The organism is Mycolicibacterium helvum (assembly GCF_010731895.1).
GTDB lineage: Bacteria > Actinomycetota > Actinomycetes > Mycobacteriales > Mycobacteriaceae > Mycobacterium > Mycobacterium helvum.
Genome location: NZ_AP022596.1, coordinates 2,485,698 through 2,510,552, shown reverse-complemented (window position 1 = coordinate 2,510,552; position 24,855 = coordinate 2,485,698). Strand labels below are relative to the sequence as shown.

Annotated in this window: 30 protein-coding genes and 2 pseudogenes; 17 read left to right on the top strand and 15 right to left on the bottom strand. The window is 65.8% G+C overall.

Going from position 1 to position 24,855, the window contains the following annotated elements; all coding sequences use genetic code 11:
- Window positions 1-100 precede the first annotated feature (100 nt).
- Entirely contained in the window at window positions 101-274 is a 174-nt protein-coding gene (locus G6N38_RS11645; RefSeq protein ID WP_163747664.1) for a CsbD family protein, read from the bottom strand.
- 106 nt (window positions 275-380) lie between these two features.
- Window positions 381-650, bottom strand: a complete 270-nt coding sequence (locus G6N38_RS11640; RefSeq protein WP_179968555.1) for a S26 family signal peptidase — start codon at window positions 648-650, stop codon at window positions 381-383.
- An 85-nt stretch (window positions 651-735) separates the two neighbouring features.
- Between G6N38_RS11640 and sodN the strand changes: the two genes are divergently transcribed.
- Window positions 736-1,158 (top strand): superoxide dismutase, Ni, encoded by a 423-nt coding sequence (sodN, locus tag G6N38_RS11635; protein WP_163747663.1) that lies wholly within the window; start codon window positions 736-738, stop codon window positions 1,156-1,158.
- Window positions 1,159-1,219: 61 nt separating this feature from the next.
- On the opposite strand, the gene G6N38_RS11630 is transcribed toward sodN, so the two are convergent.
- The 8 genes and pseudogenes from G6N38_RS11630 to G6N38_RS11600 all read right to left on the bottom strand — a co-directional run bounded on the left by G6N38_RS11630 (window position 1,220) and on the right by G6N38_RS11600 (window position 6,453).
- Window positions 1,220-1,936 carry an NUDIX hydrolase gene (locus G6N38_RS11630; RefSeq protein WP_163747662.1) on the bottom strand — a complete coding sequence of 239 codons (717 nt, stop codon included), beginning with the start codon at window positions 1,934-1,936 and terminating at the stop codon, window positions 1,220-1,222.
- A 32-nt stretch (window positions 1,937-1,968) separates the two neighbouring features.
- Entirely contained in the window at window positions 1,969-2,790 is an 822-nt protein-coding gene (locus G6N38_RS11625; protein ID WP_163747661.1) for an SDR family NAD(P)-dependent oxidoreductase, read from the bottom strand.
- Complete coding sequence (locus tag G6N38_RS11620; RefSeq protein ID WP_163747660.1) at window positions 2,790-3,191, bottom strand: nuclear transport factor 2 family protein; 402 nt, start codon at window positions 3,189-3,191, stop codon at window positions 2,790-2,792. Before G6N38_RS11620 ends, G6N38_RS11625 begins: the two co-directional genes overlap by 1 nt.
- An 88-nt stretch (window positions 3,192-3,279) precedes the next feature.
- A complete protein-coding gene (locus tag G6N38_RS11615; RefSeq protein WP_163747659.1) occupies window positions 3,280-3,636 on the bottom strand; it encodes a VOC family protein in 357 nt (118 codons plus the stop codon).
- A 42-nt stretch (window positions 3,637-3,678) separates the two neighbouring features.
- A pseudogene (locus G6N38_RS11610) lies at window positions 3,679-3,906 on the bottom strand (hypothetical protein); the annotation flags it as partial.
- Window positions 3,907-3,951: 45 nt separating this feature from the next.
- Window positions 3,952-4,008: pseudogene (locus tag G6N38_RS31180) on the bottom strand (hypothetical protein); the annotation flags it as partial.
- A gap of 70 nt (window positions 4,009-4,078) precedes the next feature.
- A complete protein-coding gene (locus tag G6N38_RS11605) occupies window positions 4,079-4,918 on the bottom strand; it encodes a cutinase family protein (RefSeq protein WP_179968510.1) in 840 nt (279 codons plus the stop codon).
- Window positions 4,919-4,974: 56 nt separating this feature from the next.
- Window positions 4,975-6,453, bottom strand: coding sequence for an FAD-dependent monooxygenase (locus G6N38_RS11600; RefSeq protein ID WP_179968509.1), 1,479 nt, complete (start codon window positions 6,451-6,453; stop codon window positions 4,975-4,977).
- Between the two features lie 201 nt (window positions 6,454-6,654).
- On the opposite strand from G6N38_RS11600, the gene G6N38_RS11595 reads away from it, so the two are divergent.
- Both G6N38_RS11595 and G6N38_RS11590 read left to right on the top strand, forming a co-directional pair.
- The gene (locus G6N38_RS11595) at window positions 6,655-7,089 is read left to right on the top strand and encodes a MarR family winged helix-turn-helix transcriptional regulator (RefSeq protein ID WP_163747656.1); all 435 of its coding nucleotides are present in this window, start codon (window positions 6,655-6,657) and stop codon (window positions 7,087-7,089) included.
- Window positions 7,090-7,105: 16 nt separating this feature from the next.
- Window positions 7,106-7,963, top strand: coding sequence for an LLM class F420-dependent oxidoreductase (locus G6N38_RS11590; RefSeq protein ID WP_163747655.1), 858 nt, complete (start codon window positions 7,106-7,108; stop codon window positions 7,961-7,963).
- A gap of 42 nt (window positions 7,964-8,005) precedes the next feature.
- Here the strand turns inward: G6N38_RS11590 and G6N38_RS11585 are convergent, their stop codons facing one another.
- Window positions 8,006-8,848 (bottom strand): LLM class flavin-dependent oxidoreductase, encoded by an 843-nt coding sequence (locus G6N38_RS11585; protein WP_163747654.1) that lies wholly within the window; start codon window positions 8,846-8,848, stop codon window positions 8,006-8,008.
- Between the two features lie 124 nt (window positions 8,849-8,972).
- On the opposite strand from G6N38_RS11585, the gene G6N38_RS11580 reads away from it, so the two are divergent.
- From G6N38_RS11580 to G6N38_RS11565, 4 genes are read left to right on the top strand one after another with little or no spacing between them, the layout of a single operon-like run.
- Window positions 8,973-9,947 carry an Lrp/AsnC family transcriptional regulator gene (locus G6N38_RS11580; protein WP_163747653.1) on the top strand — a complete coding sequence of 325 codons (975 nt, stop codon included), beginning with the start codon at window positions 8,973-8,975 and terminating at the stop codon, window positions 9,945-9,947.
- Window positions 9,948-9,985: 38 nt separating this feature from the next.
- The gene (locus G6N38_RS11575; protein WP_163747652.1) at window positions 9,986-10,678 is read left to right on the top strand and encodes an SDR family NAD(P)-dependent oxidoreductase; all 693 of its coding nucleotides are present in this window, start codon (window positions 9,986-9,988) and stop codon (window positions 10,676-10,678) included.
- Window positions 10,678-11,433 carry an SDR family oxidoreductase gene (locus G6N38_RS11570; RefSeq protein WP_163747651.1) on the top strand — a complete coding sequence of 252 codons (756 nt, stop codon included), beginning with the start codon at window positions 10,678-10,680 and terminating at the stop codon, window positions 11,431-11,433. The genes G6N38_RS11575 and G6N38_RS11570 overlap by 1 nt, the downstream gene beginning before the upstream one ends.
- Window positions 11,430-12,305: a polysaccharide deacetylase family protein gene (locus G6N38_RS11565; protein WP_163747650.1), complete on the top strand. Its 876-nt coding sequence runs from the start codon at window positions 11,430-11,432 to the stop codon at window positions 12,303-12,305. The genes G6N38_RS11570 and G6N38_RS11565 overlap by 4 nt, the downstream gene beginning before the upstream one ends.
- Here the strand turns inward: G6N38_RS11565 and G6N38_RS11560 are convergent.
- Together G6N38_RS11560 and G6N38_RS11555 are read right to left on the bottom strand one after the other, a co-directional pair.
- Window positions 12,302-12,916: a TenA family protein gene (locus tag G6N38_RS11560; protein WP_163747649.1), complete on the bottom strand. Its 615-nt coding sequence runs from the start codon at window positions 12,914-12,916 to the stop codon at window positions 12,302-12,304. The genes G6N38_RS11565 and G6N38_RS11560 overlap by 4 nt on opposite strands.
- A gap of 11 nt (window positions 12,917-12,927) precedes the next feature.
- Window positions 12,928-13,500: a TetR family transcriptional regulator gene (locus G6N38_RS11555; protein ID WP_163747648.1), complete on the bottom strand. Its 573-nt coding sequence runs from the start codon at window positions 13,498-13,500 to the stop codon at window positions 12,928-12,930.
- A gap of 224 nt (window positions 13,501-13,724) precedes the next feature.
- On the opposite strand from G6N38_RS11555, the gene G6N38_RS11550 reads away from it, so the two are divergent.
- The 10 genes from G6N38_RS11550 (at window position 13,725) to G6N38_RS11505 (ending at window position 23,421) form a co-directional block, all read left to right on the top strand.
- Entirely contained in the window at window positions 13,725-14,594 is an 870-nt protein-coding gene (locus G6N38_RS11550; protein ID WP_163747647.1) for an amidohydrolase family protein, read from the top strand.
- A 6-nt stretch (window positions 14,595-14,600) separates the two neighbouring features.
- Window positions 14,601-16,826 carry an acyl-CoA dehydrogenase family protein gene (locus G6N38_RS11545; RefSeq protein WP_246227881.1) on the top strand — a complete coding sequence of 742 codons (2,226 nt, stop codon included), beginning with the start codon at window positions 14,601-14,603 and terminating at the stop codon, window positions 16,824-16,826.
- Between the two features lie 18 nt (window positions 16,827-16,844).
- Window positions 16,845-18,038: an amidohydrolase family protein gene (locus G6N38_RS11540; protein WP_163747646.1), complete on the top strand. Its 1,194-nt coding sequence runs from the start codon at window positions 16,845-16,847 to the stop codon at window positions 18,036-18,038.
- 9 nt (window positions 18,039-18,047) lie between these two features.
- Window positions 18,048-18,332 carry a hypothetical protein gene (locus tag G6N38_RS11535; RefSeq protein WP_163747645.1) on the top strand — a complete coding sequence of 95 codons (285 nt, stop codon included), beginning with the start codon at window positions 18,048-18,050 and terminating at the stop codon, window positions 18,330-18,332.
- Window positions 18,333-18,448: 116 nt separating this feature from the next.
- Complete coding sequence (locus tag G6N38_RS11530; protein WP_163747644.1) at window positions 18,449-19,171, top strand: SDR family oxidoreductase; 723 nt, start codon at window positions 18,449-18,451, stop codon at window positions 19,169-19,171.
- 112 nt (window positions 19,172-19,283) lie between these two features.
- A complete protein-coding gene (locus G6N38_RS11525) occupies window positions 19,284-19,997 on the top strand; it encodes a cutinase family protein (RefSeq protein ID WP_163747643.1) in 714 nt (237 codons plus the stop codon).
- A 174-nt stretch (window positions 19,998-20,171) separates the two neighbouring features.
- A complete protein-coding gene (locus tag G6N38_RS11520) occupies window positions 20,172-20,957 on the top strand; it encodes an SDR family NAD(P)-dependent oxidoreductase (RefSeq protein ID WP_163747642.1) in 786 nt (261 codons plus the stop codon).
- A 41-nt stretch (window positions 20,958-20,998) separates the two neighbouring features.
- Window positions 20,999-21,808, top strand: coding sequence for an alpha/beta hydrolase (locus G6N38_RS11515; protein ID WP_163747641.1), 810 nt, complete (start codon window positions 20,999-21,001; stop codon window positions 21,806-21,808).
- Window positions 21,809-21,819: 11 nt separating this feature from the next.
- Complete coding sequence (locus G6N38_RS11510) at window positions 21,820-22,752, top strand: NADP-dependent oxidoreductase (protein WP_163747640.1); 933 nt, start codon at window positions 21,820-21,822, stop codon at window positions 22,750-22,752.
- Window positions 22,753-22,767: 15 nt separating this feature from the next.
- On the top strand, window positions 22,768-23,421 hold the full coding sequence (locus tag G6N38_RS11505; protein WP_163747639.1) for a nitroreductase: 654 nt from the start codon (window positions 22,768-22,770) through the stop codon (window positions 23,419-23,421).
- On the opposite strand, the gene G6N38_RS11500 is transcribed toward G6N38_RS11505, so the two are convergent.
- A complete protein-coding gene (locus G6N38_RS11500) occupies window positions 23,422-24,120 on the bottom strand; it encodes a DUF1906 domain-containing protein (protein WP_246227996.1) in 699 nt (232 codons plus the stop codon). It abuts the gene before it with no gap.
- Between the two features lie 62 nt (window positions 24,121-24,182).
- Window positions 24,183-24,845: a L,D-transpeptidase family protein gene (locus G6N38_RS11495; RefSeq protein WP_163747637.1), complete on the bottom strand. Its 663-nt coding sequence runs from the start codon at window positions 24,843-24,845 to the stop codon at window positions 24,183-24,185.
- Window positions 24,846-24,855 lie beyond the last annotated feature (10 nt).

Genomic DNA, 24,855 nt, shown 5'->3' with positions numbered 1-24,855 from the left:
CCGCAGTGTGCCGTCGGGGGGCGCTGCTGCGCAACGGCTTACGTCGGCGCAAAGGCCAAGCGATGGCCGACGCGAAACGCCGACCATCGCCAACTCGGCCTCAGTGCTTGAAGGCGTCTTTGACCTTTTCGCCGGCGTCTTTCAGGTTCGACTTGGCCTGATCGAGCTTGCCTTCGTTCTCGGTGCTCTTGTCGTCGGTGGCCTTGCCAACACCCTCTTTGGCCTTGCCCGCGACGTCCTCGACCTTGTTGCTGATCTTGTCTGATAAGCCCATGATGCGGCCTCTCTTTCGGTTGGCCTTGATCTCGGCTCGGGAGTGAACCGTGGTGGGAGTACCTCGGGATCACGCCCGCGAAACCCCACCGGCATTGACCTCGCCGTTAGCCTCCGCGGACGGTCCACACCACCCGGTAGGAGCCGGCCGCCGGTACCCAGCCGAATTGGCGCGAGTCGACGACCCCGGGCGCCCGCGGATTATCCGAGCATGCCTGGAACATCGCACTGCGGCCGCGGCCCCGCACCTCACCGACGCGTTTCACCAGCCAGCGGGTCGACAGCGTGGGGTCGGGAAAGACCCGAAGCTGACCCGGACGGGGATTGCCGCCTCGAACCGACAACAGCCCGTCACCTGGGCGAAGGGTTGGGTGCATGGAGTCCTCGACCACCAGAAACCGGCGCAGCGGCCAGTAACCGAGCCCATGGTTTTCGCCCATGGTGAAAGGGTAAGTTAGGGCCATGCTGCAGAGACTTTTCGCCAACGCCACCCCTGCCCATGCCCATTGCGACCTGTATTGCGGCGTCTACGACCCCGCCCAGGCCAAGATCGAGGCGCTGTCCTGCCTCAAGACCATCCAGAAGTACAACGACTCGGACGACGAGCACTTCCGGACGCGCGCCATCATCATCAAGGAGCAGCGCGCCGAGGAGGTCAAGCATCACCTGACCGTGCTGTGGGCCGACTTCTTCGCCAAGGAGCACTTCGAGCAGTTCCCCGAACTTCACCAGCTGTTCTGGGACGGCGTGCACGGTGCCGGCGACGTCAAGAAGTCGACCGACGCCGCGGTGGCTGAGAAACTGCTCGCCACCATCGACAAGATCTCCGACATCTTCTGGCAGACCGAGAAGGCCAAGGGCATGGGGGTTTACCCGCCCGCCTGACAACTCTTGTCCACGTACCGCGCGGCCACCATGGCCGCGCGGTACTTGTTTTTCGAGGGGTTCACTTCCAGGCGAAAAGTGGCTGCTCGAGCTCGTCGACCGGATCGTGGCGACCTTCCAGGCACAGCCACCGCAGCTGCAGCAGCACGGCACCCGTCGGCGCATGGATGAGGTCGTTGCCCAACGGCATCTGCACCACCGGGCGAGGGCTTTCCGGAATGGTGATGAATCGCGGCGAGTCCGGTCGCTGCAGCTGGTGTGGCCCGACTCGGTAGACGGCGACGACCTCGTCCGGGGCGGGCCGGGGGTCCAGCCGCCCGCCACCCCAGATCACCACCGGGGTGATGAGGTAGCCCGAGCGAGTCGGATAGTCGTCGAGCAAGCCGAGCACCGACGACTCGGGCAGCCGGACGCCGACCTCTTCATCGAGTTCTCGCAAGGCCGCATCCACCACGGTTTCACCCGGATCCAGCCGTCCACCAGGGAGAGCCCACTGCGCGGCATGCGCACTCAACCGAGACGCCCTGCGGCACAACAGGAATGATGCCCCGCCGGAGACACCGATCATGCGCCCGTCCAGTCCCGGCTCCATCGGCCGGCCCGCGATCCAGTCGTCGACGGGAGCCGGATCCACCCGATCCTCACCCGTCTCCGAATCGACTAACACCACCGCGACGGCGGCGTGCCGCTTGGTCGGGTCGGCTACCTCGCGGCGGTTGTGACCGGCCAGGTGCCCGCGGATCTGATCCCGCAGCACGTCGTCATAGGTGATCGTCACCGTTCGACCATAGAGCGGCGATCTTGCGGGAGTCAGTCGGCGCCCATCACCGTGGCGATCATCTCCGCCATCATCCGCGCCGCGTCGTTGCGGTCCATCGAGGCCAACAGTTGCCCGACGCCCCGCATCTGCTCACCCACAAGCACCGTGGGCCCGTTCGTCAGATTGGCGAACGCTTCATCGATCACGTCGCTGACCGGTACCGCGTCGGACGGCGACTCGTCCTCGGAGGCAAGTGTGCCGCGTTGGTGTTCAAGCTTGCGCAGCGCGGGCGTGTCGGTCTTGCCGAGGATCAGCCCGATAACGTCGACGCCCTTGTCGCGCAGTTCACTCCACAGGGCTTCGGCGAATACCATGTCGAAGGCCTTGGACGCACCGTAAGCCACCATGTTGGGGCCACCGATGAAGCCCGCGCCGGAACCGAACACCACGATCCCACCCCTGCCCCGTGCGACCATCGGCGCAGCGAAGTGGTGAGACAGCTGCATCGGCACCACACAATTGCGTTGCACCATCGCCTCGGCCGCCTCGATCGAGTTGGCCAGGAAGGGCCGGAAGTCCGGATCGGCGCCGGCGCAGTACACCAGGAACCCAACCTCGAGGTCCGCGGTGGCATCGGCCACCGCACTCGCCGCGCCCGGCCCGGCGAGATCCACCGCGAGCGTTCGGGTTTCGACGCCATGCCGGTTGCGGATATCCGTCGCGACCTCGTCGAGCACCGCTTGCCTGCGGGCGAGTAACACCACGTTGAGGCCGCGCGCGGCCAGGGCGTCGGCAAAGGCCGCACCCACACCGTCGGAGGCGCCGGCGATCAGCGCCCACGGGCCATACTTGGCCGAGAAGTCTTCGCTCATCAGTACACCACCTGCACGGTGGTGAACTTACGCCGCGCGATGCGCCAGCCGGCGTCGGTGCGCACGATCTCGTCGTCATAGAAGCCCCTGGCGTTCACCCCAGAGTTGTTGTCGGCAGCCATGATCCACGCGTCGACATAGCAGCGGGTGACCGCTGCGTCGCCCTGCAGATCGATCACGATATTGCTGATGCGATGCATGAGATATCCGAGGCCCGCATGGACGGTGTCCATGAATTCCGTCACCGCCTCGACTCCGTCCCACACCCCGATCTCGCCGTAGTCGAGTTGGCAATCGGGGGTGAACACGGTCCGGAACAGGTCCCAGTCCCTACGGTCGATACCGGTGGCGTAGCGGATCAGCAGATCCGAAACATCCTGTCGGTCTTGAAGTTCGCTCACGCGACGTCTCCGTTCGGGTGCACCCGTTCATCACGTTGCGGATGCGCCGTGTCACCGCGCTCGGAAAGCACCCCGTTGCGGCCGCGACTCACTTGGGTGCGAGCGGACTGTAGAAGACCAGGCCGTTGCCCTTGGGGTCGTAGACCACGGCGCGGCGCTCATGCGCGTCGTCGTACGGGCCCTTGACGATGCCCCCGCCGGCCGCCTCGACAGCCTTGGCCGCCGCGTCGACATCGGCGGTCTTGATTCCGACGACGACCTGTCCGGGGATCGGGTGGTCGATTTCCGTCGCCAGCGCGAGGGTGACGGGACCGCCGTCGAGCGCGGCGAAGTGGGTGCCGTCGCTGAATTTAAGTCCCATGCCCAGGGTGTCGCGGTAGAACCGGATCGACTCATCCAGGTCGTCGGTGGACAGGATGATCATCTTGACTTCGTGGTCGGCCATTGCCGCCTCCTGTGTTTGAAGCGCCAGACTACGACCGTCAGACTACGACAGGGACGCGTGCGTCAACTCGCCCCCATTGACATCGGTGCGGGTGCCCGGATGCAGCCAGTCCGCGACGTTTCGGACGTAGTCCTTGAAGATGGCCAATCGGGACGGATCCTCGCGAATCTGTGTGCCGGGCGGCTCGGTGACGAAGGACGGTGCACCGCAGTCCACATCCCAGTTGTAGTCGGCGAAGTGATGGAATGCCGATTCAGCCACCGCGCGCCCGGTCGAGGGAGCCGCTGCGACGGCATCGTGACCGCGGCTGGACAGAGCCCGCACCAGTTTCGACCCGACCAGGCCGGTGCCACCGATTACGACGATTTTCATGATGAGCCCTTTCTGGCTAGCGGGCGCTGGTCAGCTCCCTGACGGCCAGAACGGACGGGCGCTCAGAAACTCATCCCGGGGCGGATCCGACGGTGTGCGCCGTCAGCTCCCGCGACGGCGCCGGGTTAGCGGCGGCCACCAGGCTGTACAGCGGTGCACCCCACGCGTGCGGGCCGCTGAGTGCGGGCGTGTACGCGGTGTGGATGGCGATCGCCGCATCGGTCACCTTGCTGGTGTCGGGGTCGTAGTCACAGACCGGATCGCCGACATCGCAGACGCTGATGGTGCGCACTCCGATCGCGGGCGGCAACGTCGAGGTGTTGGTCGACGCCAGGAACGAGTGCTCCTGGGCGACGCCCTCACCGAGGCCTTGGCGGAGAGCCGTAGACCCAAGCTTGATCGTGGTGTCGACCGGCAGTCGGTCGCCGTCCGCGATCAGCAGTGCCGCCGCCAGATGCGGATCGTCGGCGAGCTTGTACAGGTTGCGGTGGACGATCATGGCGCCCTGCGAGTAACCGGCCAGGATCACCTTGCTGTCGGGGCAGCGTTCGGTGAACGCCGTGTACTGCTCGGCGGTCGCGTCGGCGCCGTCACCGACACTGCCGAGGAAGCCGAGCCAACCGCGCAATCCGCCATCCAACGGCACCGGCGCTGCAGGGTATTGCACGGCCTCAGCGTCCATGGTGCGGCCGTCGGCTGCCAGCTGTGCCTTCAGCTGTTGGTAGGACTGGTACACCACCGAGCCCATCCCGCCGTTGGCGGTCAAGCCCGCGCCGTCGCGTTGGCCGGATCCGGCCGCACCGATCCAGTGAAAGTCGGCGCAGCCGGTCGCTGCCGACGCGGTACCGCTGGCCAGCCCGGCCAGCCCGATACCCGCCGCCAACACGACCGATCCAACCCGCCCAATCACAATGACTTTCCCTCCACGCTTGTCATCAGGTAGATCGTCCAGAACGCCTCGTACCGTTACGCGGGCGCGACCGGCGGGCCAAACCACCTGGTGAGCGCGTCGATGAGCCCGGCTGCCGAACCCTGGCCCACCCATGCCACATGACCGTCGGGTCTGATCAGCACGGCACTGGGCGCGCTCACCGCGCCGAGCACCGGAAGCTCCCAGCTGCCGTCGTAGTCGGCTTCTACCAACCGAATTCGATCCGCCCAGCCTGCGATATCGCCAATGCCCGGTTGATCGAGGCGGAGGAGCACCGGCCGCGCGTCGTGCAGGAGGGTGAAAACGCGCACCGGTCCAGCGGCCGTGTGCAATTCGAGATCCGGCATGCGCCGGCCCAGGAGCGGATGCCCGTCGCCCAGGTCGTACTGGATGTCCAGGCCAGACATCCGTGCGGCGTACCGATTGCGGGGTTCGTCCATGCTCAGAAGTTCAGTGACGTTGTCGTGCAGGGCCTTTGTGCGGTCGTCGGTGCGCATAAGCGCGACCTGCGCCATCGTGGTCTGCAACACGCGGGCGGCCACCGGGTGTCGTTCATCATGGTAGGTGTCCAGCAAGGTATCGGGTACACCTGCATTGACCACCTGAGCCAATTTCCAGCCCAGGTTCACCGCATCCTGCACACCGGTGTTGAGGCCTTGCCCACCCGCAGGGTGGTGGATGTGAGCGGCATCGCCGGCCAACAGGATCCGGCCGTCCCGATAGGCCGCTGCCTGACGCGTCGCGTCGGTGAACCTGGCAATCGACGTGGGACTGTGTATTCCGAAGTCTGTGCCGTAGACCGCGATCAGTCCCCGACTCAGATCGTCCAGTGTGGGTTCAGTGGACGGTCCCAGCTGCTCTTCGGTGATCATGACCCGAACCGGTTCGTCATCGTTCTGGCGGTCGAGGCCGTGGATCCCGATGGCGTCGCGATGGATGCCGAACGGCGGTTCATCGCGCACCTCGACCTGGGCGATCAGATAACTCGTCGTGGGGTCCCAGCCAGGGAAGTCGATACCGGCAACCTTGCGCACTCGGCTGCGGCCACCGTCGCAACCGACCAGGTACTGGGCCCGCAACGACCGGCCATCGGAGAGCTCGACATCCACACCCGCCTCGCTCTGGATAAAGCTCATCACCTCCAGCCCGCCGTAGATCGGCACTCCCAGCTCTTGCACCCAGTCAGCGAGGAGTCGCTCGATTTCGTTCTGCCACAACGCAAGACCGTAGGGATGACGGGTGGGAAAGTCGCTGATATCCAGCCGGATCATGGCGAAACCGGCGACCTGCAGCGCCTGACCCGCCGACAGGAATCGCTCGGCGATGCCGCGCTGATCGAGTACCTCGATGGTGCGGCTGTGCAGGCCACCTGCCCGCTGCCCGGTCACGTCCTGGGTGGGTCGGCGCTCGACGACGGCAACGTCAACCCCGGCCAGAGCCAGTTCACCAGCCAGCATCAGGCCCGTCGGCCCACCTCCGGCGATCACCACGGCGCGATCTTCACTTTGACGCATTGCATACCCCCTGAGCAGTGAGTTTCGGCTTAGGGCAGCGATTCTGCGGTACACCCGGGGTCTTGCCGCAAGCCCCCCATTGCGCTATACGTTGAAGGTGGCGGGAAGTTGTCTCTCCGCCGAATCCCCACCGATTCCATGCGGCCCCTTCTTCGCGCGGGAAAACTAGACAGTCATAACTGTGCAGTCTAATCTGTAGACATGGGGAAGGTAGACGAGTCATCGATCCGGGCCGCCAGGGATCTGCGAGTGGTGTTCAGCAGGTTGCGCAGGCGGTTGCGGGAAGTCGCCACCGCTGACGACATCACCGCTCCGCAAATGGCCGTGCTGGTGCGGTTGTTCAAAGAGGGCCCCGCATCGACCAGCCAGCTCGCGGGCGCGGAACGGGTCCGCCCGCAATCGATGGCGACCACCGTGGCGGGTCTGGACCGGCACGAGTTGATCGACCGCACGCCTGATCCCCATGACGGCCGTCGCCAGATCATCACGCTGACCGCCCTCGGCCGTCGCCGCGCTGAAAACGACCGCAAGGCGCGTGAGGAGTGGCTGGTGCGGGCCATGCAGGACCGCTACACCGAGGACGAACGCCAGGTGATCAACCAGGCGTTGACCCTGCTCGGCCGACTCGATGAATGAAAGACGAGGTATTGCAATGCAATTAGGAGTTCACTACGTCGACTTCCTGCCCGGCGCGCCGGAGCGATTGGGGCCCACGTTGGTATCCACCGCCAAGGCGGCCGACGACGCCGGCGTGGAAGTGCTCACGCTGGCCGATCACTTCTTTCAGATGGAGGATCTGGGAAGGGCAACCGACCCGTTCCTGGAGGGCTACACGACCCTGGGCTACCTGGCCGGTGTCACCGAACGCATCACGCTCAGCATGTTGGTCACCGGGGTGACCTACCGGCATCCTGGCGTATTGGCCAAGACGGTGACCACACTGGATGTGCTGGCCGGCGGACGGACGATGCTCGGCCTTGGTGCGGCTTGGTACGAGCGCGAGCATCTCGCCCTCGGCATTCCGTACCCGTCGCTGAGCCAGCGGTTCGAGATGCTCGAGGAGACCTTGCAGATCTGCCTGCAGATGTGGAGCGACGACGACGGGCCGTACGAGGGCAAGCATTTTCAGCTCGCCGAGACTATCTGTCAGCCACAGCCGATCCGCAGACCTCCGATTCTCATCGGCGGCTCCGGCGAGAAAAAGACGCTGCGCCTGGTCGCTCAGTATGCCGATGCATGGCACACCTCAGCCTCCCTCGACGAGCTGCCACACAAGGTCGACGTGCTACGTCGCCACTGTGATGCGGTCGGGCGCAACATTGATGAAATTCGTTTCACCGCTGCCTATATCAACGACCCCTTCAGCGACGTCGATGAGTACTTGCGGACCATGGACCGATATTCGGAACTGGGCGTCGATTTGATCACCACCGGGCCGATACCCGGCAATCCCGACCCGCAGGGTTGGGTCAAGCGACTCGGCGACGAGGTGATCCCCCGCCTCGGGTGAACTCGATCGGCCGGCCTCTCGGGCTATCCTCGCCCGGCCGAACTACAGGAGTGCGTCGGCGAGCATGTCGACCTGGTCCAGCGATGCGACGGCCGGGTGGAACAACAGCCGGTCAAAGCCTAGATCGGCGTAGGCACGGACGGTGGTCCGCGCGTCGTCGGCGCCGCTCACCATGTCGTCTACGTTGAGTTTCGCGTAGTCCGGCTTGAACCCGTAGTAGCGGGCCAGATGGTCGCGGCCGGACTGCACCGTGTCGGCGTCGCCCAGCGCAAAGTTCACGGACGCGTGGATCTGCGGAAGCCCGGGCCGACCAGCCGCCGTCCAGCCGGTGCGGATCCGGTCGGCGAATGCCGACTGCGCCGGGAAGTCACGCAGCGCCCCGGCCACCCAGCCGTCGCCGAGCGTGGTGGCCCGCCTGATCGTGGCCTCCGACCGGCCGCCGAAGAGCAGCGGAATCTTCACCTGCGCAGGGCATAACGCCGTGTCGCCACTCCAGTCATCGCGCATGACCGCGATCTGCTCGTCGAGGACACGGCCCCGCTTGCCAAAGTCGACGCCCACCGCGGCATAGTCGTCAGGACGTGACCCGACTCCGATACCGACCGTGATTCGATCCCCCGCGCACGCGGCCAAGCTAGCCAGCTGCTTGGCGAGTACGCGTGGCGAATAGAGCGGCGTGAGAAGCACATTCGTGACCAGGCCGAGTTCACTGGTGGCACCGGCCGCGACCGACAGGGCGATGACCGAATCCAAGCTCGGATACAGCAGCCGGTCGATCGTCGTGACAGATTCAAAGCCCCGTTCCTCGGCACGCCGCGCCCACGGAACGATCACCGATCCGTCGACGCCTGCGATGTGATTCGGCAGGCCGATACCGATCTTCATGACACTTCCTTCGATTGCGTTGTTTCATCCCCAGCCTCAACTCCAAGGCACAGAATTGGCGCCTCTAACGGCGAAATGTCGCACAAATCGGCACCTAATCGGTCGAGTCCGTATCATTTTCTTCATGCTTTCGCCGTTGGACGGCCAGATTCTGCACGCGCTTCAGCTGGCACCACGTGCGTCGTTCCACCGGATCGGTGAAATCGTCGGTGCGCCTGAACAGACGGTGGCGCGCCGCTATCGGACGTTGCGCCGCGATGGCGTCATTCGCGTGGTGGGGCTGGTGAATCCCCGGGTGTACGGCGAGTGCCAGTGGGTCGTCCGGGTGCGCACCAAGCCCGAAGACCTGCCGCGGGTGTCCGAAGCATTGGCACGCCGACCGGAAGTCACCCACGCGAATGTGCTGTCGGGCGGCACCGAACTCGTGTGCATCGTGCGCTCACCGCTGGGCGACAGCAGCGACGGTCTCTTGCACCGGCTGCCGCGCACGTCATCGGTGTTGAGCATGGACGTCGACCTCGTCCTGCACGTATTCGGCGAACGCGCCGGCGCGGTGTGGACCGGCTACGGGCATACCCTCGATGTCACCCAAGCGACGGCGCTACTCGAGCCTCCGGTCGCGGTCCGCGCACATCCCCTCTCACCGACCGCCGAAGATCAACCTCTCCTGGACGCCTTGGCCGTAGACGGACGAATTCCCCACGCACAGCTGGCCGAACGCACTGGGTGGTCCCCGGCCAAGGTGAAACGGCGCATCGCTGCACTGGAGGCATCCGCCACGCTGACCTATGACGTCGACGTGCTACCCGAACAATTGGGCTTCCCGGTCCACGCCATGGTGTGGATACGGACGCCGCCACGCCACCTCGCCGAGATCGCCCGACAGCTCCTCCCGCACAACGAGATCGCATCGGTGATCGCGGTGAGTGGACCCAACAATCTGATGGCGGTCGTCATTGCTCGAGACGCCGACGATCTCTACCGGTACCTCACCGAACAACTCGGTGCCATCGATCACATCGAAGGCTATGAGATCAGCATGCGAGCCAGGCGGCTCAAGCAAGCCGGCTCACTCGTCTCACACGGCCGGTTGATCTAGGCGTGCGGGCGGGTCCGCCGTAGTCCATCATCTGGGGCATGGCTGGAGTCGCGTTGGTGACCGGAGCCGCGTCCGGAATCGGTGCCGCCGTCAGCGCCGAACTCACCGATCACGGCTGGCTGGTTGCCGGGCTTGATCTGCGGCCGGTGCCCCACCTCGCGGCGTCGGTATCGGTCGACGTCGCCGATTCCGGTCAGGTACACAAGGCCGTCAGCGCCATCCGGGACCAGCTCGGACCGATCGAGGCGCTGGTCACCGCGGCGGGCCATTACGAGACGACACCGGTGTCGCACATCACCGCCGCGGCGTGGACGACGATGCTGCGGGTCCATCTAGGCGGGCTGCGCAACGCCGTGCAAGCCGTGCTGCCGGACATGATCGAACGCCGCAGCGGAGCGATCGTGGCGATCTCCTCGGAACTGGCTATCGGCGGTGGGGACGGCGATGCACACTATGCCGCCGCCAAGGGCGCCGTCCTCGGTTTCGTTCGCAGCCTCGCCGCCGAGGTTGCCCCCTGTGGCGTGCGGGTCAATTCGGTGGCCCCCGGCCCCACCGACACCCCGCTGCTGGCCGCGGATTCGCCGTGGCGCGACCCGACATACCTGGCCACATTGCCCGCGGGCCGGCTATGCACGCCTGAGGAGGTTGCTTACGCGATCCACTTCCTGGTCGCCGGGCCCGGTTATTGCACCGGAGAAGTGCTGTCCCCCAACAGTGGAGCAGTGATCTGATGGGCATACCTTCGGTCGCACTTGTCACCGGCGCCACGCAGGGAATCGGCCGCGCGATCACCGAACGGCTGGCCGCCGAAGGGTACTCGGTGGGTGTCAACGGCCCCGAGCAGACTCCACAGATGGCCGACGTTGTGCGGGCTGTCGACGGCTTCGGAGTACCGGCGGACATCTCGGACCCCGACGCCGTCGCCGCCGCGATCACCCAAGTCGAAGAACAGCACGGTCCCGTCTCCGCGCTGGTATGCAATGCCGCGTACATGTCGATGGCGGCACTTGTCGACCACGACGCCGACGACTGGTGGAAAGTGGTCGATACCAACCTCTCTGGGACTTTTCACACCATTCAAGCGGTCCTGCCCGGGATGCGCCGGTTAGGTGGCGGCCGCATCGTGATCATCGCCTCCGAATGGGGCGTGACCGGATGGCCCCGGGCAACCGCCTACGCGGCCTCGAAGGCGGGCCTGATCGCTTTGACCAAGACACTCGGCCGTGAACTGGCCCGCGAGAACATCGTCGTCAATGCCGTGGCCCCTGGCGTGATCGACACCCCTCAGCTCGAGGTGGACGCCGCCGATGAGGGCGTCAGCGTGACCGAGATGCACCGGCGCTACGCGCTTGGCATCCCGGTCGGCCGAATCGGCCGACCCGGCGAAATCGCCGACACCGTCGCATTTCTGGTCTCACCTCGTATCGGCGCCCTGGTCGGACAGACCATTCAGATCAACGGAGGAACCACTCGATGCCGAGTATGAGCGCTACGCCGGCCGAACCCGTGGCCTGGCCATCCGGCAAACGGTCCGCCGCGTGCTTCACCTTCGATGTCGACGCCGAGTCGGCGATCCTGAGCATCGATCCGGCACACGGCGATCGGATGTCGGTGATGTCGCATCAGGCGTACGGACCGCTGGTCGGCGTACCTCGTCTGCTTTCGCTATTGGCTCGCCACAACGTCCGGTCGACGTTCTTCGTGCCCGGGTACACCGCGGTGCGTTATCCCGATGTGGTTCGCGCCATCGTCGACGGCGGCCACGAAGTCGCCCATCACGGTTACCTGCACGAGGTGCTCACCGGCAAGACACCCGAGCAGGAAGCCGCCATCCTGGATCGCGGTACTGAAGCGCTGGCGACGCTCACGGGCGAGGCCCCGGTCGGCTTCCGCGCTCCGATGTGGGAGCTCAACTGGCACTCCCCCGCGCTGCTGGCCGACCGCGGATTCCTATACGACACCAGCTTGATGGATGCCGATCACCCGTACGAACTACGCGTGGGTGAGGGCGGTCGGCTCGTCGAGATCCCGGTGCAGTGGGCGCTCGACGATTGGGAGCAATACTGCTATCTGCCAGAGATTTCCGGCAGCGGCCTGATCGAAAGCCCCCGCAAGGCCGCGGAGATCTGGCGACTGGAATTCGAGGGGTTGCGCTCGGTGGGCGGCTGCTTCGTGTTGACGAACCATCCGTTCCTGTCCGGTCGGCCCTCCCGGGCAGCCGCGCTGGAGGAGCTCGTCGAACACGTGGTGTCCTGCTCGGATGTCTGGGTTGCGCCGCTGCGTGAAATCGCCCTGCACGTGCGGGGCTTGGGCCTGAGTCCGCGTTCGGTCGTGCGGCCCGACCCCGCCGGCTTCTAGCCGGCCACCGCTGCCTCGAAGAAGGCGAGCTCCAGGCCCATGGCCCGTCGGTAGGCACCACGTACCGCAGGGGTGTCGTCTGCCTGGGTGTCGACCAACCCCTCCAGCAGGCGCGCGACGTTCTCGAACTCCGGGTCGGCATACGTCTGCACCCATTGCCCGTACGGTCCCGCCCGGTCCGGGTCGAGCGATCGACCGAGCCAGGCATACAGCCGCATACAGGGCGTCATCGCCGCGTAGATGACACCGACGTCTTGGGTCGCCGAGGTCGCGAGGAGAAATTCGGTGTAGGCCGACGTCGCCGCCAGCGGTTGTACACCGGTCATCTCGATACCCCACGACGCGGCATAGGACGCATGCAGTCCGAGTTCCTGCCGGACGCCGGCGATCAGATCGGCCAAGACGAGCAGCGTCGCGGTATCTGGGCTTCGGACGAGCGCCAACGCATAAGCGCGCGCGAAGGACTCCAGGAAAAACGCATCCTGCGCAAGGTATGCCGCGAATCGCTCCCTGGGCAGGGTGCCCTCTGCCATACCGCGCACGAACGGATGCGCCAACACTTCGGCGGCGAGGTCGGAGTTATCGGACCACAACTGAGCAGACAACGACATGTCCGCCGAGCCTAGTCGGGGCGTGCCTCCGCCAGCAGGACACGGGCCACCCACTCGACGTGGTCCAGCGATTCGTCCAACGTCAGCCGCCGCGCGCGGAATCCGGCGAGTGCCGCACTCAGCGCGGCGTTGAGACCGAAGCTCACCTTGGGGACGAGTTCGGGCGCAACGCCGACCAGCAGGCGATTGAACAGCTCGACGTTGGTGCGCTCCATCTCGTCGATCGCCGACTTCACCTCGGGATCGGTGGACCGCATCATCTGCAGCATCAGCGCTGTCATCTCGGGGTTGCGGTTGAAGGCACGCTGGGCGCGCCGCAGGTAGTCCAGAACCCCGGGGAGCGGGTCAGTGTCTCCTGCGCCACCGGCGGTCAGGATCCGCCGGGTGAGCCGCTTCTGCCAGTCCTGCAGCGCGGCGGCAAGCAGATTCTCCTTCGAACTGAAGTAGCGGTAGAGCGTGGCCAGCGCCACTTCCGAGCGCTGCGCCACGTCGCGCATCTGGACCGCATCGGCGCCGACCTCGGCAATCAAGCCGATCACTTCTTCGATGATCTTGGCTCGGCGCGCCAGCTGGCCGCTGGTCATGTCCGACAACGAGAAGACGCGGCCGGCCGGCGTCACCAAATCGGGGACTTGCGTGTTGACGGTGCACCTCCGATCTGAGAACAGCCTTCTGCGATGCTACGACATCATGCCTCAAGCCCAGTGGGTTACACCAGGTAGAACGGTATTCGAATCTTGACATCAAGTAGAACCGTGTTTCACTATGGAGTGCGCGGCGGTGTCCGTCGCGGTGATGGGAGGACACGATGCCCGGACCTGTCGGTCTGCCGGTAATCGACACGATGATCGGATTTCCGCACGAGGGAACCGCTCAGTACGACTTCATCCGCAAACAGACCAAGGACCGCGAGTCCAAAGAGGACTTCGATTTCCCGGTCGAGTACATGTTCAAGGACGTCCCCAAGGGCCTGCCCACTGACGACCCCGTTTCGCTGCTCTTGCAGCAGATGGACCGGTTCGGCATTGAGAAGTCGATGATCGGGGTGAGCGAGGGCTCCGCGGCGGAGCTGGCGCTCAAGATGTTTCCCGACCGCTTCATCGCGTCGGGCAATGTCGCCGACCCGAACGACGTCATGGGCACTGTCACCAATATCCGCCGCGAGTACGAGACCTACGGTATCCGCGCGGTGTCATGCTTCCCGTCGGGCACGTTCCCACAAGTGCCCATCGATGACCCGAAGATGTACCCGGTGTACGCCACCTGCGTCGAACTCGGCATCCCGATCTTCTGCTGTGCCGGCGTCCCCGGACCGCGCATTCCGATGGCGCCGCAGGAGGTTTCGCGGATCGACATCGTCATGTTCGACTTCCCCGACCTGGTCTTCGTCACCCGGCATGGCTGCGAGCCCTGGCAGGATCTGGCCGTCAAACTGATGCTCAAGTGGCCCAACCTGTACTACTCGACGTCGGCATTCGCGCCGAAGTACTACCCGAAGGAGATCATCGACTACGCGAACTCGCGCGGAGCCGACAAGATCATCTACGCCGGGTACTTCCCGATGGGGCTATCGCTGGAACGCATCTTCAGTGACATGCCCAACGTGCCGTTCAAGGACGAGGTGTGGCCGAAGTTCCTGTACGGCAACGCGGCCCGGATTCTAGGACTGGACAGTTAAGGACCCATGACTCTACCAATCGGCACGGCAATCACGATCGAGCAGGAGCAGCTGGCCGAGGCTGTCAGTCAGTTCGCGGCCCGGCACGCCCCGATCGACAAGACCCGGGCCGCCCTTGATTCGATCGCGGCCGGTGAATTACCCACCTGGTGGGAGGAGTTCACCGCCAACGGATTCCACGCGGTACACCTTCCCGAGGCAGCCGGTGGTCAGGGCGGCACGCTGGCCGATATGGCGTGCGTCATCGAGGCGGCCGCGGCGGCGCTGCTGCCCGGCCCGCTGCTGAGCACTGCGACCGCCAGTGCCGTCGCATCCCTCGCCGACGACTCGGCCGCGGCGCTGGTGGCCGACCTCGCCGGTGGAGCACCGGCGGCGGTGGTGCTACCGGAGGACTCGCACGTCCAGGCGGTGCGCGATGGCGCTGGGTGGCGCCTGAGTGGTTCGATCGACATCACCCTGGGTCTGGTTGCGGCACAACGTGTTTTGCTGGCCGCCCGCGGTGAGGACGGCACAGATCTGTGGTTCGCTCTCACGGTCGGTTCCGCGGCCATCGTCGTCGAGCAACAGCGCGGCACCGACTTGAGCACCGATATCGGCGTACTCACGCTGGATAACCATCCAGCGGATGCGGCGGTGACCGGGATCGACACCGAACGGGCCCGCTGCGTGGTCGCCGCGCTGACGGCATGCGCGTCGGCCGGTACGGTCCGCAAGGGCGTCGAGACCGCGGTGAACTACATCCGCACCCGCGAACAGTTCGGCAAGCCGGTCGGATCGTTCCAGGCGTTGCAGCACAAGGCCGCCATCCTTCTGGTCAACGCCGAACTCGCCTCCGCATCGGCCTGGGATGCGGTGCGCGCCGTCGACGAAAGCATCGAACAGCACCGACTGGCCGCGGCGTCGGCCGCCCTGATGGCTGTGTGCGCCGGTCCCGACCTGATGCTCGATGCGCTGCTCATGTTCGGCGCGATCGGCTACACCTGGGAACACGACACCCACCTGTACTGGCGGCGGGCCACCAGCCTGGCGGCATCACTGGGGTCGGTGACGCGGTGGGGCCGGGAAGCCGGCGAGTTGGCCCGCTCGCTGAAGCGTTCCACCGCCATCAATCTCGGTGACGTCGAATCGGAGTTCCGGGCGAATCTCGCGAAGACGCTCGATGAAGCTGCGGCGCTGCAGAACGAGACCCCGACCGACGACGTTCGAGCGCCTGGACTGGCGTTCGGCTCGCAACGTGACCTGCTGGCTCAGGCTGGCCTGGTCGCACCGCACCTGGCTGCGCCCTGGGGCATCGACGCGACCCCGGTCCAGCAGGTAATCATCACCGAAGAGTTCGACAAGCGTGCCGGCCTCGTCCGCCCCTCGCTGGGCATCGCCGAGTGGATCCTGCCGACAATTCTCAACAGTGGCACCGACGCACAGCGCGAACGATTCGCCGAACCGATCATGCGCGGCACCCAGCGTTGGTGTCAGCTGTTCAGCGAACCGGGCGCCGGCTCGGACCTGGCCTCGCTGGTAACGCGGGCGCAGAAGGTCGACGGCGGCTGGTTGGTGAACGGTCACAAGATCTGGACCTCGTCGGCCCACGTCGCCCAGTTCGGGGCCATGCTGGCGCGCACCGACCCCGAGTCGCCGAAACACCTTGGCATCAGCTACTTCCTGGTCGACATGACCTCACCCGGCATCGAGATCAGCCCGATCAAGCAGGCCAGCGGCGAGGCCCATTTCAACGAGGTGTTCCTCACCGACGTCTTCGTCCCCGACGACATGCTGGTCGGTGAACCCGGCCGAGGCTGGGAGCTGGCGGTGGCGACGATGGCCGTCGAACGCACCGCGATCGGCAACTACGTCAACATCGATCGCTCGCAGGCACTTCGGCGGATGGCCGAGATCGACGGACCCGATCACGACGCCACCTTGCAGGCACTCGGCGGGATCGAGGCGTACACCACCGCCATCAAGGCGATGGTGCTGCGCGAGACCCTGCGGCTGGTTCAGGGTCAGGGCCCCGGCCCGACGTCCAGCATCGCCAAGTACGCAATGGTGTTACTGCTGCGACGCGCATCGACGGCGACACTGGGCCTCACCGGACGTCTTGGGATGCTGGAAAATTCGGATCCCGCGGTGATCAAGCCCTACTTCGACATGCCGTCCGAGCTCATCGGCGGCGGCACGGCAGAGATTCAGCTGACCATCATCGCCTCGATGATTCTTGGCCTGCCGCGGAAATAGCAGGAAGGACGCCGCGCAATGACCACTGCACTCCCGTTCAAGTTCTTCGACTGTGACAACCACTACTACGAGGCCGAGGACGCCTTCACCCGCTACATGGAACCGAAGTTCAAGAAGCGCGGCGTCCAATGGGCCCAACTCGACGGCCGGCAGCGGTTGCTGGTCGGCGGCAGGGTGAATCGCTTCATCCCGAACCCGACCTTCGACCCGGTGGGCAAGCCCGGCGCTCTCGATGAGTACTTTCGTGGCCGCAATCCCCATGGCGCTGACCTGAATTCGCTCTTCGGTGAGCTGGAGCCGATCCGGCCCGAATACCGGGACCGCGACGCACGCCTGGCGGCCATGGACGAGCAGGGCATGGCCGGCTGCATCATGCTGCCGACCCTGGGGGTCGGGATGGAGCAGGCGCTGCTACCCGACTTCGACGCGACCGTGGAGACATTCAAGGCGTTCAACCGCTGGCTGGACGACGACTGGGGATTCGCCTACCAGGAGCGGATTTACACCGCCCCCTACATCACGATGTGCCGTCCCGACAACGCGGTGCGTGAACTCGAGTGGGCGCTGGAGCACGACGCCCGCTTCATCGTGATGATCCCCGGGCCGATCACCACCGAGGTCGGCATGCGGCCACCAGGCGATCCGCTGTTCGACGAGTTCTGGCAGCTTGCCAATGATTCCGGCATCACGGTGTGCTACCACTCGGGTGAGACGTACTACTCGAAGTTCATGCCGGCCTGGGGCGAGTCGGACTACATGATGTCGTTCAACGCGCTACTGGGCTTCCGGAGCTTGTTCAGCGGAGACGCGATCCAGGACACCTTCGCCAATCATCTTCACAACGGTCTGTTCCTGCGCTTCCCCAACCTGCGGATGGCCTGTATCGAGAGTGGTTCGACGTGGGTGTTCCACCTGTTCGAGAAACTGACGAAGTCCTGGGGCCAGATCCCGTTCATCTATCAGGAAGACCCTCGCGAGACCTTCCGGCGCCACGTCTGGGTGTCCCCATTCTACGAGGACGAACTCGCCAGCCTGCTGAAGCTGATGGGTGACGACCACATCCTGATGGGGTCGGACTACCCACACGTCGAAGGCCTGGCCGAACCCGCGTCCTATATCAAGGACCTGGAGAACTTCGACTACACACCCGAGCAGTGCCGCAAGGTGATGCGGGACAACGGCATTGAGTTGTCGGTTCGACGACCGGTCTAACTCCGCTACGTGAAGATCGCCAAGGCCAGCCTGGTCGCCATGCTCCTGGAGGCCGGTGAGGAGAACCCCGCCGTTCTGCTCGCTCGCTCGACGCTGCCCGATGAGCTTGACACCGATACCGATCTCGACGTTCTGCTCACCTTCGGGCTGGAACGCGAGCAGGTCGACGAGGTCGCGCGTATGACGATCGGCGAGATCGAGCCCGAGGACGTCACTACCCGCCGCCGGCGCGACGAGATGGACAAGGCCATCTCACGGCGCTGGGCCGATCTCGTCGATCGCTGGCTGACCTAAGGCGGGTGTGCGGTGCCGCCCCGGCCCACGCGGGGCAGGCTGCCGAGCGTGCGAGTTCCCGGTGAGATTTCGTCAAAATCCACCGACAACCGCCACGCTCGGCGGACGCTGAGGCGATGATCGAAGAACTCGCCGGCCAGACTGTCGTCCTGATCGGTGGCAGCGCCGGCATCGGATTGGAGACGGCCCGTCGGGCCCGCGCCGAAGGGGCCGAGGTCATCCTGACCGGACGCAATCCCGAGCGCTTGCGGGCCGCGGCGAACGACGTCGGTGCCCAACGCACCGCGGCATTCGACGCGAACGACTTCCGCGCCCTAGGAGAGTTTTTCGACGATCTGCCCGGTCCAGTCGACCACGTGCTGGTCACCGCTGGGGGACCCAGCTATCGGCCCATGCTCGAGATGACTGCCGACGATATCCGCGACGCGCTCAGCTCCCACGTCGTCCTCGACCTTGAGGTGGCGCGCAGCGCGAGAACCAAGATGCGACCAGATGGTTCATTGGTGCTGATGGGCGGAACCGGCGGCCGCCGGATCGACCACCGGCTGGGCATCGTCTCGGCCGCCACGGCGACCCTGCCGCCGTTCACCGCGGCTCTGGCGCTCGAACTCGCGCCGATCCGCGTCAACCTCATCGCGGCAGGTTTCGTCGACACCCCGCTATCGGCCGCGCTGCTCGGCGACCAGCTCGACCACCGCCGCGACGAGTTGCGCAACACGCTTCCCATCGGCCGCGTGGTCGGCCCGCAGGATGTCGCCGCGCTGGCGGTGCACCTGATGGTCAACGGCGCGCTCACCGGCGCCACTTACGACATCGACGGCGGACAGCAGTTCATCTGATCTCTTACCGCTAGCCGGTACACCGATTGGCGGCCAGCGGCGATGTGCCGGCCACCGCGGCCGCGGGACTCTTGGGGCAACAGTGCAGGACACCGCCTCGGGAGGAACGATCATGAAGCTCAGCAGTCTGGCCGCCGCAGGAATTTCGGTCGCGGCCCTCATGGGCCCGCAAGCCACGGCCGTTGCCGCCGCGGATAACTCATGCCCAGATGTCGAGGTCGTCTTCGCCCGCGGAACCTTCGAGGCACCCGGAGTCGGCGCCACCGGCCAGGCCTTCGTCGACGCGCTGACCGCCCGGCTGAAGGGCAAAGACACCATCGGTGTCTATCCGGTCAACTACCCGGCCTCACTGGACTTTGCGCAAGCGGGCGCGGGTGTCGCCGATGCGAGCAATGAGATCGAGTCGCTGACGTCGAGCTGCCCCGACACCAAGATCGTGCTCGGCGGCTATTCGCAGGGCGCCGCGGTCGCCGGCTACACCACCACCGAGACCGTTCCGGCCGGCTTCGTCCTTCCTGCTGGTATCAGTGGACCGATGCCGCCCGCGATCGCGACACACGTCGCGGCCGTCGTGCTGTTCGGGACACCGGCTGACTGGGTTGTCGGCCTCGCCGATCACGGTGCCCCGCCGATCGCGATCGGAGCGCTGTACGAGCCCAAGACCCTCGAATTGTGCGCTCCCGGAGACCCGGTGTGCTCCCCTGGCGGCCTGGACCGATCCGCGCACAGCGCCTACAAGAGCAACGGCATGGCCGATCAGGCCGCCGCGTTCGCCGTCAACGCGATCGCGACAGCCCCGCCCGAGCCACCGAGCCATACCGTCTGAGCCAGCCCCTCGAATTTCTCGAAGAGACAACGCGATTCGCGAAGGCCGCCGCGGTTACGCGCAACAAGATTCTTGGACCGCAATACCCACTACGGGCAGGCCCATCCCGGCCGCCACGACGTGGTATTCACATTGCAGCGCTGACGAGCAGCGTGGTGGGGCAAAGTACACGCTGTGGATACCAACCTCACCGACAAAATCGCCGTCGTCACCGGCGCAAGCAAGGGTATCGGTCTGGCGATCAGCCAGGCACTGGCCGCCACGGGCGCTCACGTGATCGCGGGTGCACGGCACAACACCGATGAGCTACAAGCCCTAGAAGCGGCCGGCTCAGTCACCTTCATCGCCGCTGATCTCTCGACCGCCGAGGGACCGAAGGCGTTGATCGCCGCCGCCGCAGAACGCGGTGGCATCGACATCCTGGTCAACAACGCAGGATCTGTCACGCCGCGCTTCGACGGCCTGCTGTCGGTCACCGACGACGACTGGCTGGCGTCGGTCGCGCTGAACTTCCTGTCCGCCGTGCGGACCACCCGGGAAGCCATTCCGCACCTGCTCGCCCGCGGCGGCGGCTCGATCGTGTTCATCGGCTCGGTCAATGCGACGCTGCCGGAATGGAACATCGTGGACTACAGCGCCACCAAAGCGGCGCTAGCCAACTTTGCCAAAAGCGTGTCGAAGGAATTCGGCCGCAACGGGATCCGCGTCAATACGATCAGTCCCGGCCCGGTGGCCACCCCGTTGTGGCTGGCCGAGGACGGGATCGCCGCGCAGTTCGCGGCCGCCAGCGGAGCCACCGCCGACCAGGTGGTCGACTCCGTGGTCGCGGGCTCGGCGACCGGCCGATTCACCACCGCCCAAGAAGTCGCCGACCTCGCCCTCTTCCTGGCGGGTGAGCATTCCGCCAACATCACCGGCTCCGACATCCGCATCGACGGCGGCTACGTCACCACCCTGTAGATCGTGCCTGTGCCCGTAAACCCTGAAAGGAACTGATCGCCATGAGCACCAAGCCCAATCCCGTTGTCTTCATCCACGGCCTGTGGATCCACTCGAGCGCCTGGCAACCGTGGCTGGATCTGTTCAGCGAACGCGGCTACGCGGTCTCGGCGCCGGGCTGGCCGGGAGATTCCGATACCGTCGCCGCCACTCGCGACAATGCCGACGCGCTCAACGACATCGGCATCGCAGAGATCGTCGACCACTATGCCGAGATCATCAACGCCGGCGGCAAACACGAGATCAAGCCAGTCGTCGTCGGGCACTCCTTCGGTGGACTGATCGCCCAGGAGCTGCTCGTCGCCGGCCACGTCGCGGCCGCCGTCGCGATCGACCCCGCTCCCATCAAGGGCGTGAAGGCGTTGCCGTGGGCCCAGCTGCGTTCGGCGTTCCCGGTTCTCGGCAACCCGTCCAACAAGCACCGCACGGTGGCACTGAACGACAAGCAGTTCCGCTACGCCTTCGGCAACACCCTGACCGAGCAGGAGTCCGACGAGCTGCACGACAAGTGGACGATCCCCGGCCCGGGCCGCCCGCTGTTCGAGGACGCCACGGCCAACTTCCACAAAGACTCCCCGGCGAAGGTGGATACCCACCTCGTCGATCGGGGGCCGCTGCTGCTGACGTCGGGAACCGAAGACCACACCGTTCCGCTGAAGGTCACCAAGGAGGTGTTCAGCCTGTACGAAAAAGGCGGATCGGACACCGAGTTCCACGAGTTCGACGGTAAAGGTCACTCGCTGACCATCGATAGCGGGTGGCGTGAGGTCGCCGACGTCGCCCTGGACTGGTTGGCGCGCAAGGGCTTCTGACCATGACCGCCATGACCGCGCTTCGGGCCCACCGCCGCGGCGGCCCCGAGGTCCTGGTCGTGGAGCGGGCACCCATCCCGGTGCCCGCTCCCGGCGAGGTCCTCATTGAGGTACACGCCGCGGCCATCACCTTCGACGAGCTCACCTGGGACGAAACCTGGACCCGCGACGGCCTCGACCGCACCCCGACGATCCCCTCGCACGAGGTGTCGGGCATCGTCGCGGTCGCAGCCTCGGACGTCACCGATATCGCCGTCGGCGACGAGGTCTATGGTCTGATCCCGTTCGACCGCGACGGCGCCGCGGCCGAATACGTCGCCGTGCCCGCCAACTGCCTGGCCGCCCGGCCCACGACGTGCTCGCACCTACAGTCGGCAGCACTGCCACTGGCCGGCCTCACCGCATGGCAGGCGTTGGTCGACCATGCCGCCGTCCAACCCGGTGAGCGGGTGCTGGTCCACGGCGGCGCCGGTGGGGTCGGCGCTCTGACCATCCAGCTCGCCGCCCGGCTGGGCGCGGACGTAACCACCACCGTGCGCAGCGACGTCGCCGACCTGATGACCGAACTGGGCGCGACGACGGTAATCGACACCCGGACCGAGCAATTCGACCGGCTCGACGCGGAGTACGACGTCGTCATCGACACGGTCGGCGGCCAGACGCTCGAACGCTCCTTCGCAATCCTGCGTCCCGGCGGGCGGTTGGTCACCCTCTCGGCACCGCCCCCGCCCGGCAAAGCCGAAGCGTTCGAGGTCATCGCAACGTTCTTCATCGTCACCCCCAACCACTCGCAGCTGACCCAGCTCACCGAACTGGTCGATGCCGCCGGGATGCACATCGCGATCGCCGGCGCTTTTCCCTTGGAAGACGGCCGCGCCGCCTTCGAGAGCGGCCAACGACCCCATCGCGCCGCGGGCAAGACTGTCCTCATCGTCCGCGACTGACCAAGGCAGGAGCCGATGCACGACCTCGAGAAAGCGATCACCGATCGGCGATCCATCCGGTTGTTTCTGCGGGACAAGCCGGTACCCCAGGAACTGGTGGTGGAGTCACTCGAGCTGGCGATTCGCGCACCGTCGAACTCGAACATCCAGCCGTGGCATGTGGTCTTCGCATCCGGCCCGGCCCGGGACCGGCTGGCCGAGGCACTGCTCGAACAAGCCGATATCGCCGCCCCGAATGTGCCCGCACTGCCCGAGTCGTTCGCCCATCTGCGCAGCGAGCTTGGCGCCCTCGTCTACGGCACGATGGGAATCGCACGCCACGATGCGGAGGCCAGACGCCTTGCCGTACTGCGTAACTGGGAGTTCTTCCGCGCTCCACTGGTCGGCATCGTGTGCATGCACCGCGATCTGGACCACGTCGACGCCGTTGGCGTCGGCATGTTCCTGCAGACCTTCCTGCTCGCGCTTACCGCACGTGGGCTCGGCAGCTGCGTGCAAGTGTCAGTGGCCGGCTATCCCGATGTCCTGCGCGAACACCTCGGCATCGGCGAGGACATGCGCATTCTGTGCGGCGTGTCGATCGGCTACCCCGATCCGGAGTTCGCCTGCAACCAGCTGACCGTGCCGCGCAGTCCGCTCGAGAATAACTTCGTCTTCAAGGACAGTTGATCAGCGGGCCAGGTCCCACTGGCCGAAGTCTGGCGCCAGCACGTCGTCGACGTCGACACTGACATCGTCGATGACCGCCCCCGGGTCCGACGCGGTCACCACCTCGCGCTGAAACATCACGGCGGCGGGCTCCCTCGCACTACCCGACCAGGCCTTGGTCTGCCACGCCCAGCGATATCCTGGCGTGGTCGAGTGTCCGACGACGCCGTCGCCGATGGCCCAGCCGCATTGGCGGGCACCACCGTACATACCGGTGCGCTCGACGCCCAGCACCGAGTTGATACCGCGAAACCATTGGATCGCGGTGCTTTTCCACGTGTCGGCCGGAATGTCCTCGTCGACACTGAAGAAGATCGGTGCGGAACTCGGGCCCCCTGCTGCGCCGTGGAGTCGCAGCGCGGTCTGCGCGTCGGCCACACCCCCATCGAAGCCGCGAGTGAAGTCCGACGGCGTGGGCCAGCCCGGCTTGCCGTATTGATAGCAGCTGACGACATGCAGGCCCGCCGCGGTCAGCCCGTCGGTGTAGTCCCGGGTGACCGGCTTGAAATCGAAGGTGGCGCCTGGACGCAGCTCGGAGACGTAGACCAACGCCCCGTCATAGCCTGCGGCTTTGATCTGTTCTGGCGTGACCAGTCGCACGGCAAAGTCGATGAGCCGCAACCCGTCTGCGGAGGCTTTCGGCGCTCTGAGGACTCCCACCGCGGTGCCGGCGAACGCCGCGGCGGCGTATCTGAAGACGTCGCGCCGTGACGCCGCCGGCGTCACGACTGGGCCGGTATCAGCGACGGGTCTCCGACTCCGATGGTGATCTGCGGGTTCGCCGCGGGGTCAAGCCAAGTCAGGACGGACTTCATCTCCTCGCGGCCGATCGCGACGCATCCCCAGGTGGGGTTGCCGTCGGTCACGTGCAGGAAGATTCCGGCGACTTTGCCTGGAATGCGTTGCGGATTGGAGGCGATATTCACCGCGTAGTCGTACACCGGTCCGGAATCGTAGAGGTTCTCCACGATCGAAGACGGTTGAGCGATACTGCGCACGTGGGTGTTGTACGTCGCAGACTTGCCGTCCTCGTCCCACCAGTCCTGATTGGTCGCCTGGAAGTACGGCATCTTGGTGCCCGGATTGGGCTCGCGGCCGAAGGCCTGGTCGAACCCGAAGGTTCCAGCCGGGGTGCGGTAGACGCCGTCTGCGGGAGCACCGACGCCAAGCTCACCGACCTTCGCCGGGGTGGGGCCCAGCACCACTTTCCATTCCTGACCCACTCGCTGGAAGGCCGTCAGCGTGCCGGTGGTGGCACTAGCGGCTGGAACGCCGACGACGATCCATTGTGTGGTCGAGAGGGCGGGCTCGGCCGCGGCCGGCGCTGCCATCGTCACGCTCATCAGCACCGCACCGATGCTCGCCAGTGTTTTTAACGATTTCACGGCAACCTCG

Coding starts and splice junctions, on each gene's coding strand:
- G6N38_RS11530 (WP_163747644.1), top strand. CDS start 18,449: ATGATCGAAGAACTCGCCGGCCAGACTGTCGTCCTGATCGGTGGCAGC.
- G6N38_RS11505 (WP_163747639.1), top strand. CDS start 22,768: ATGCACGACCTCGAGAAAGCGATCACCGATCGGCGATCCATCCGGTTG.
- G6N38_RS11525 (WP_163747643.1), top strand. CDS start 19,284: ATGAAGCTCAGCAGTCTGGCCGCCGCAGGAATTTCGGTCGCGGCCCTC.
- G6N38_RS11615 (WP_163747659.1), bottom strand. CDS start 3,636: ATGGCCGACCACGAAGTCAAGATGATCATCCTGTCCACCGACGACCTG.
- G6N38_RS11570 (WP_163747651.1), top strand. CDS start 10,678: ATGGGCATACCTTCGGTCGCACTTGTCACCGGCGCCACGCAGGGAATC.
- G6N38_RS11625 (WP_163747661.1), bottom strand. CDS start 2,790: ATGAGCGAAGACTTCTCGGCCAAGTATGGCCCGTGGGCGCTGATCGCC.
- G6N38_RS11510 (WP_163747640.1), top strand. CDS start 21,820: ATGACCGCGCTTCGGGCCCACCGCCGCGGCGGCCCCGAGGTCCTGGTC.
- G6N38_RS11580 (WP_163747653.1), top strand. CDS start 8,973: ATGCTTTCGCCGTTGGACGGCCAGATTCTGCACGCGCTTCAGCTGGCA.
- G6N38_RS11600 (WP_179968509.1), bottom strand. CDS start 6,453: ATGCGTCAAAGTGAAGATCGCGCCGTGGTGATCGCCGGAGGTGGGCCG.
- G6N38_RS11640 (WP_179968555.1), bottom strand. CDS start 650: ATGCACCCAACCCTTCGCCCAGGTGACGGGCTGTTGTCGGTTCGAGGC.
- G6N38_RS11590 (WP_163747655.1), top strand. CDS start 7,106: ATGCAATTAGGAGTTCACTACGTCGACTTCCTGCCCGGCGCGCCGGAG.
- G6N38_RS11585 (WP_163747654.1), bottom strand. CDS start 8,848: ATGAAGATCGGTATCGGCCTGCCGAATCACATCGCAGGCGTCGACGGA.
- sodN (WP_163747663.1), top strand. CDS start 736: ATGCTGCAGAGACTTTTCGCCAACGCCACCCCTGCCCATGCCCATTGC.
- G6N38_RS11595 (WP_163747656.1), top strand. CDS start 6,655: ATGGGGAAGGTAGACGAGTCATCGATCCGGGCCGCCAGGGATCTGCGA.
- G6N38_RS11645 (WP_163747664.1), bottom strand. CDS start 274: ATGGGCTTATCAGACAAGATCAGCAACAAGGTCGAGGACGTCGCGGGC.
- G6N38_RS11555 (WP_163747648.1), bottom strand. CDS start 13,500: ATGACCAGCGGCCAGCTGGCGCGCCGAGCCAAGATCATCGAAGAAGTG.
- G6N38_RS11515 (WP_163747641.1), top strand. CDS start 20,999: ATGAGCACCAAGCCCAATCCCGTTGTCTTCATCCACGGCCTGTGGATC.
- G6N38_RS11565 (WP_163747650.1), top strand. CDS start 11,430: ATGAGCGCTACGCCGGCCGAACCCGTGGCCTGGCCATCCGGCAAACGG.
- G6N38_RS11540 (WP_163747646.1), top strand. CDS start 16,845: ATGACCACTGCACTCCCGTTCAAGTTCTTCGACTGTGACAACCACTAC.
- G6N38_RS11560 (WP_163747649.1), bottom strand. CDS start 12,916: ATGTCGTTGTCTGCTCAGTTGTGGTCCGATAACTCCGACCTCGCCGCC.
- G6N38_RS11545 (WP_246227881.1), top strand. CDS start 14,601: ATGACTCTACCAATCGGCACGGCAATCACGATCGAGCAGGAGCAGCTG.
- G6N38_RS11575 (WP_163747652.1), top strand. CDS start 9,986: ATGGCTGGAGTCGCGTTGGTGACCGGAGCCGCGTCCGGAATCGGTGCC.
- G6N38_RS11550 (WP_163747647.1), top strand. CDS start 13,725: ATGCCCGGACCTGTCGGTCTGCCGGTAATCGACACGATGATCGGATTT.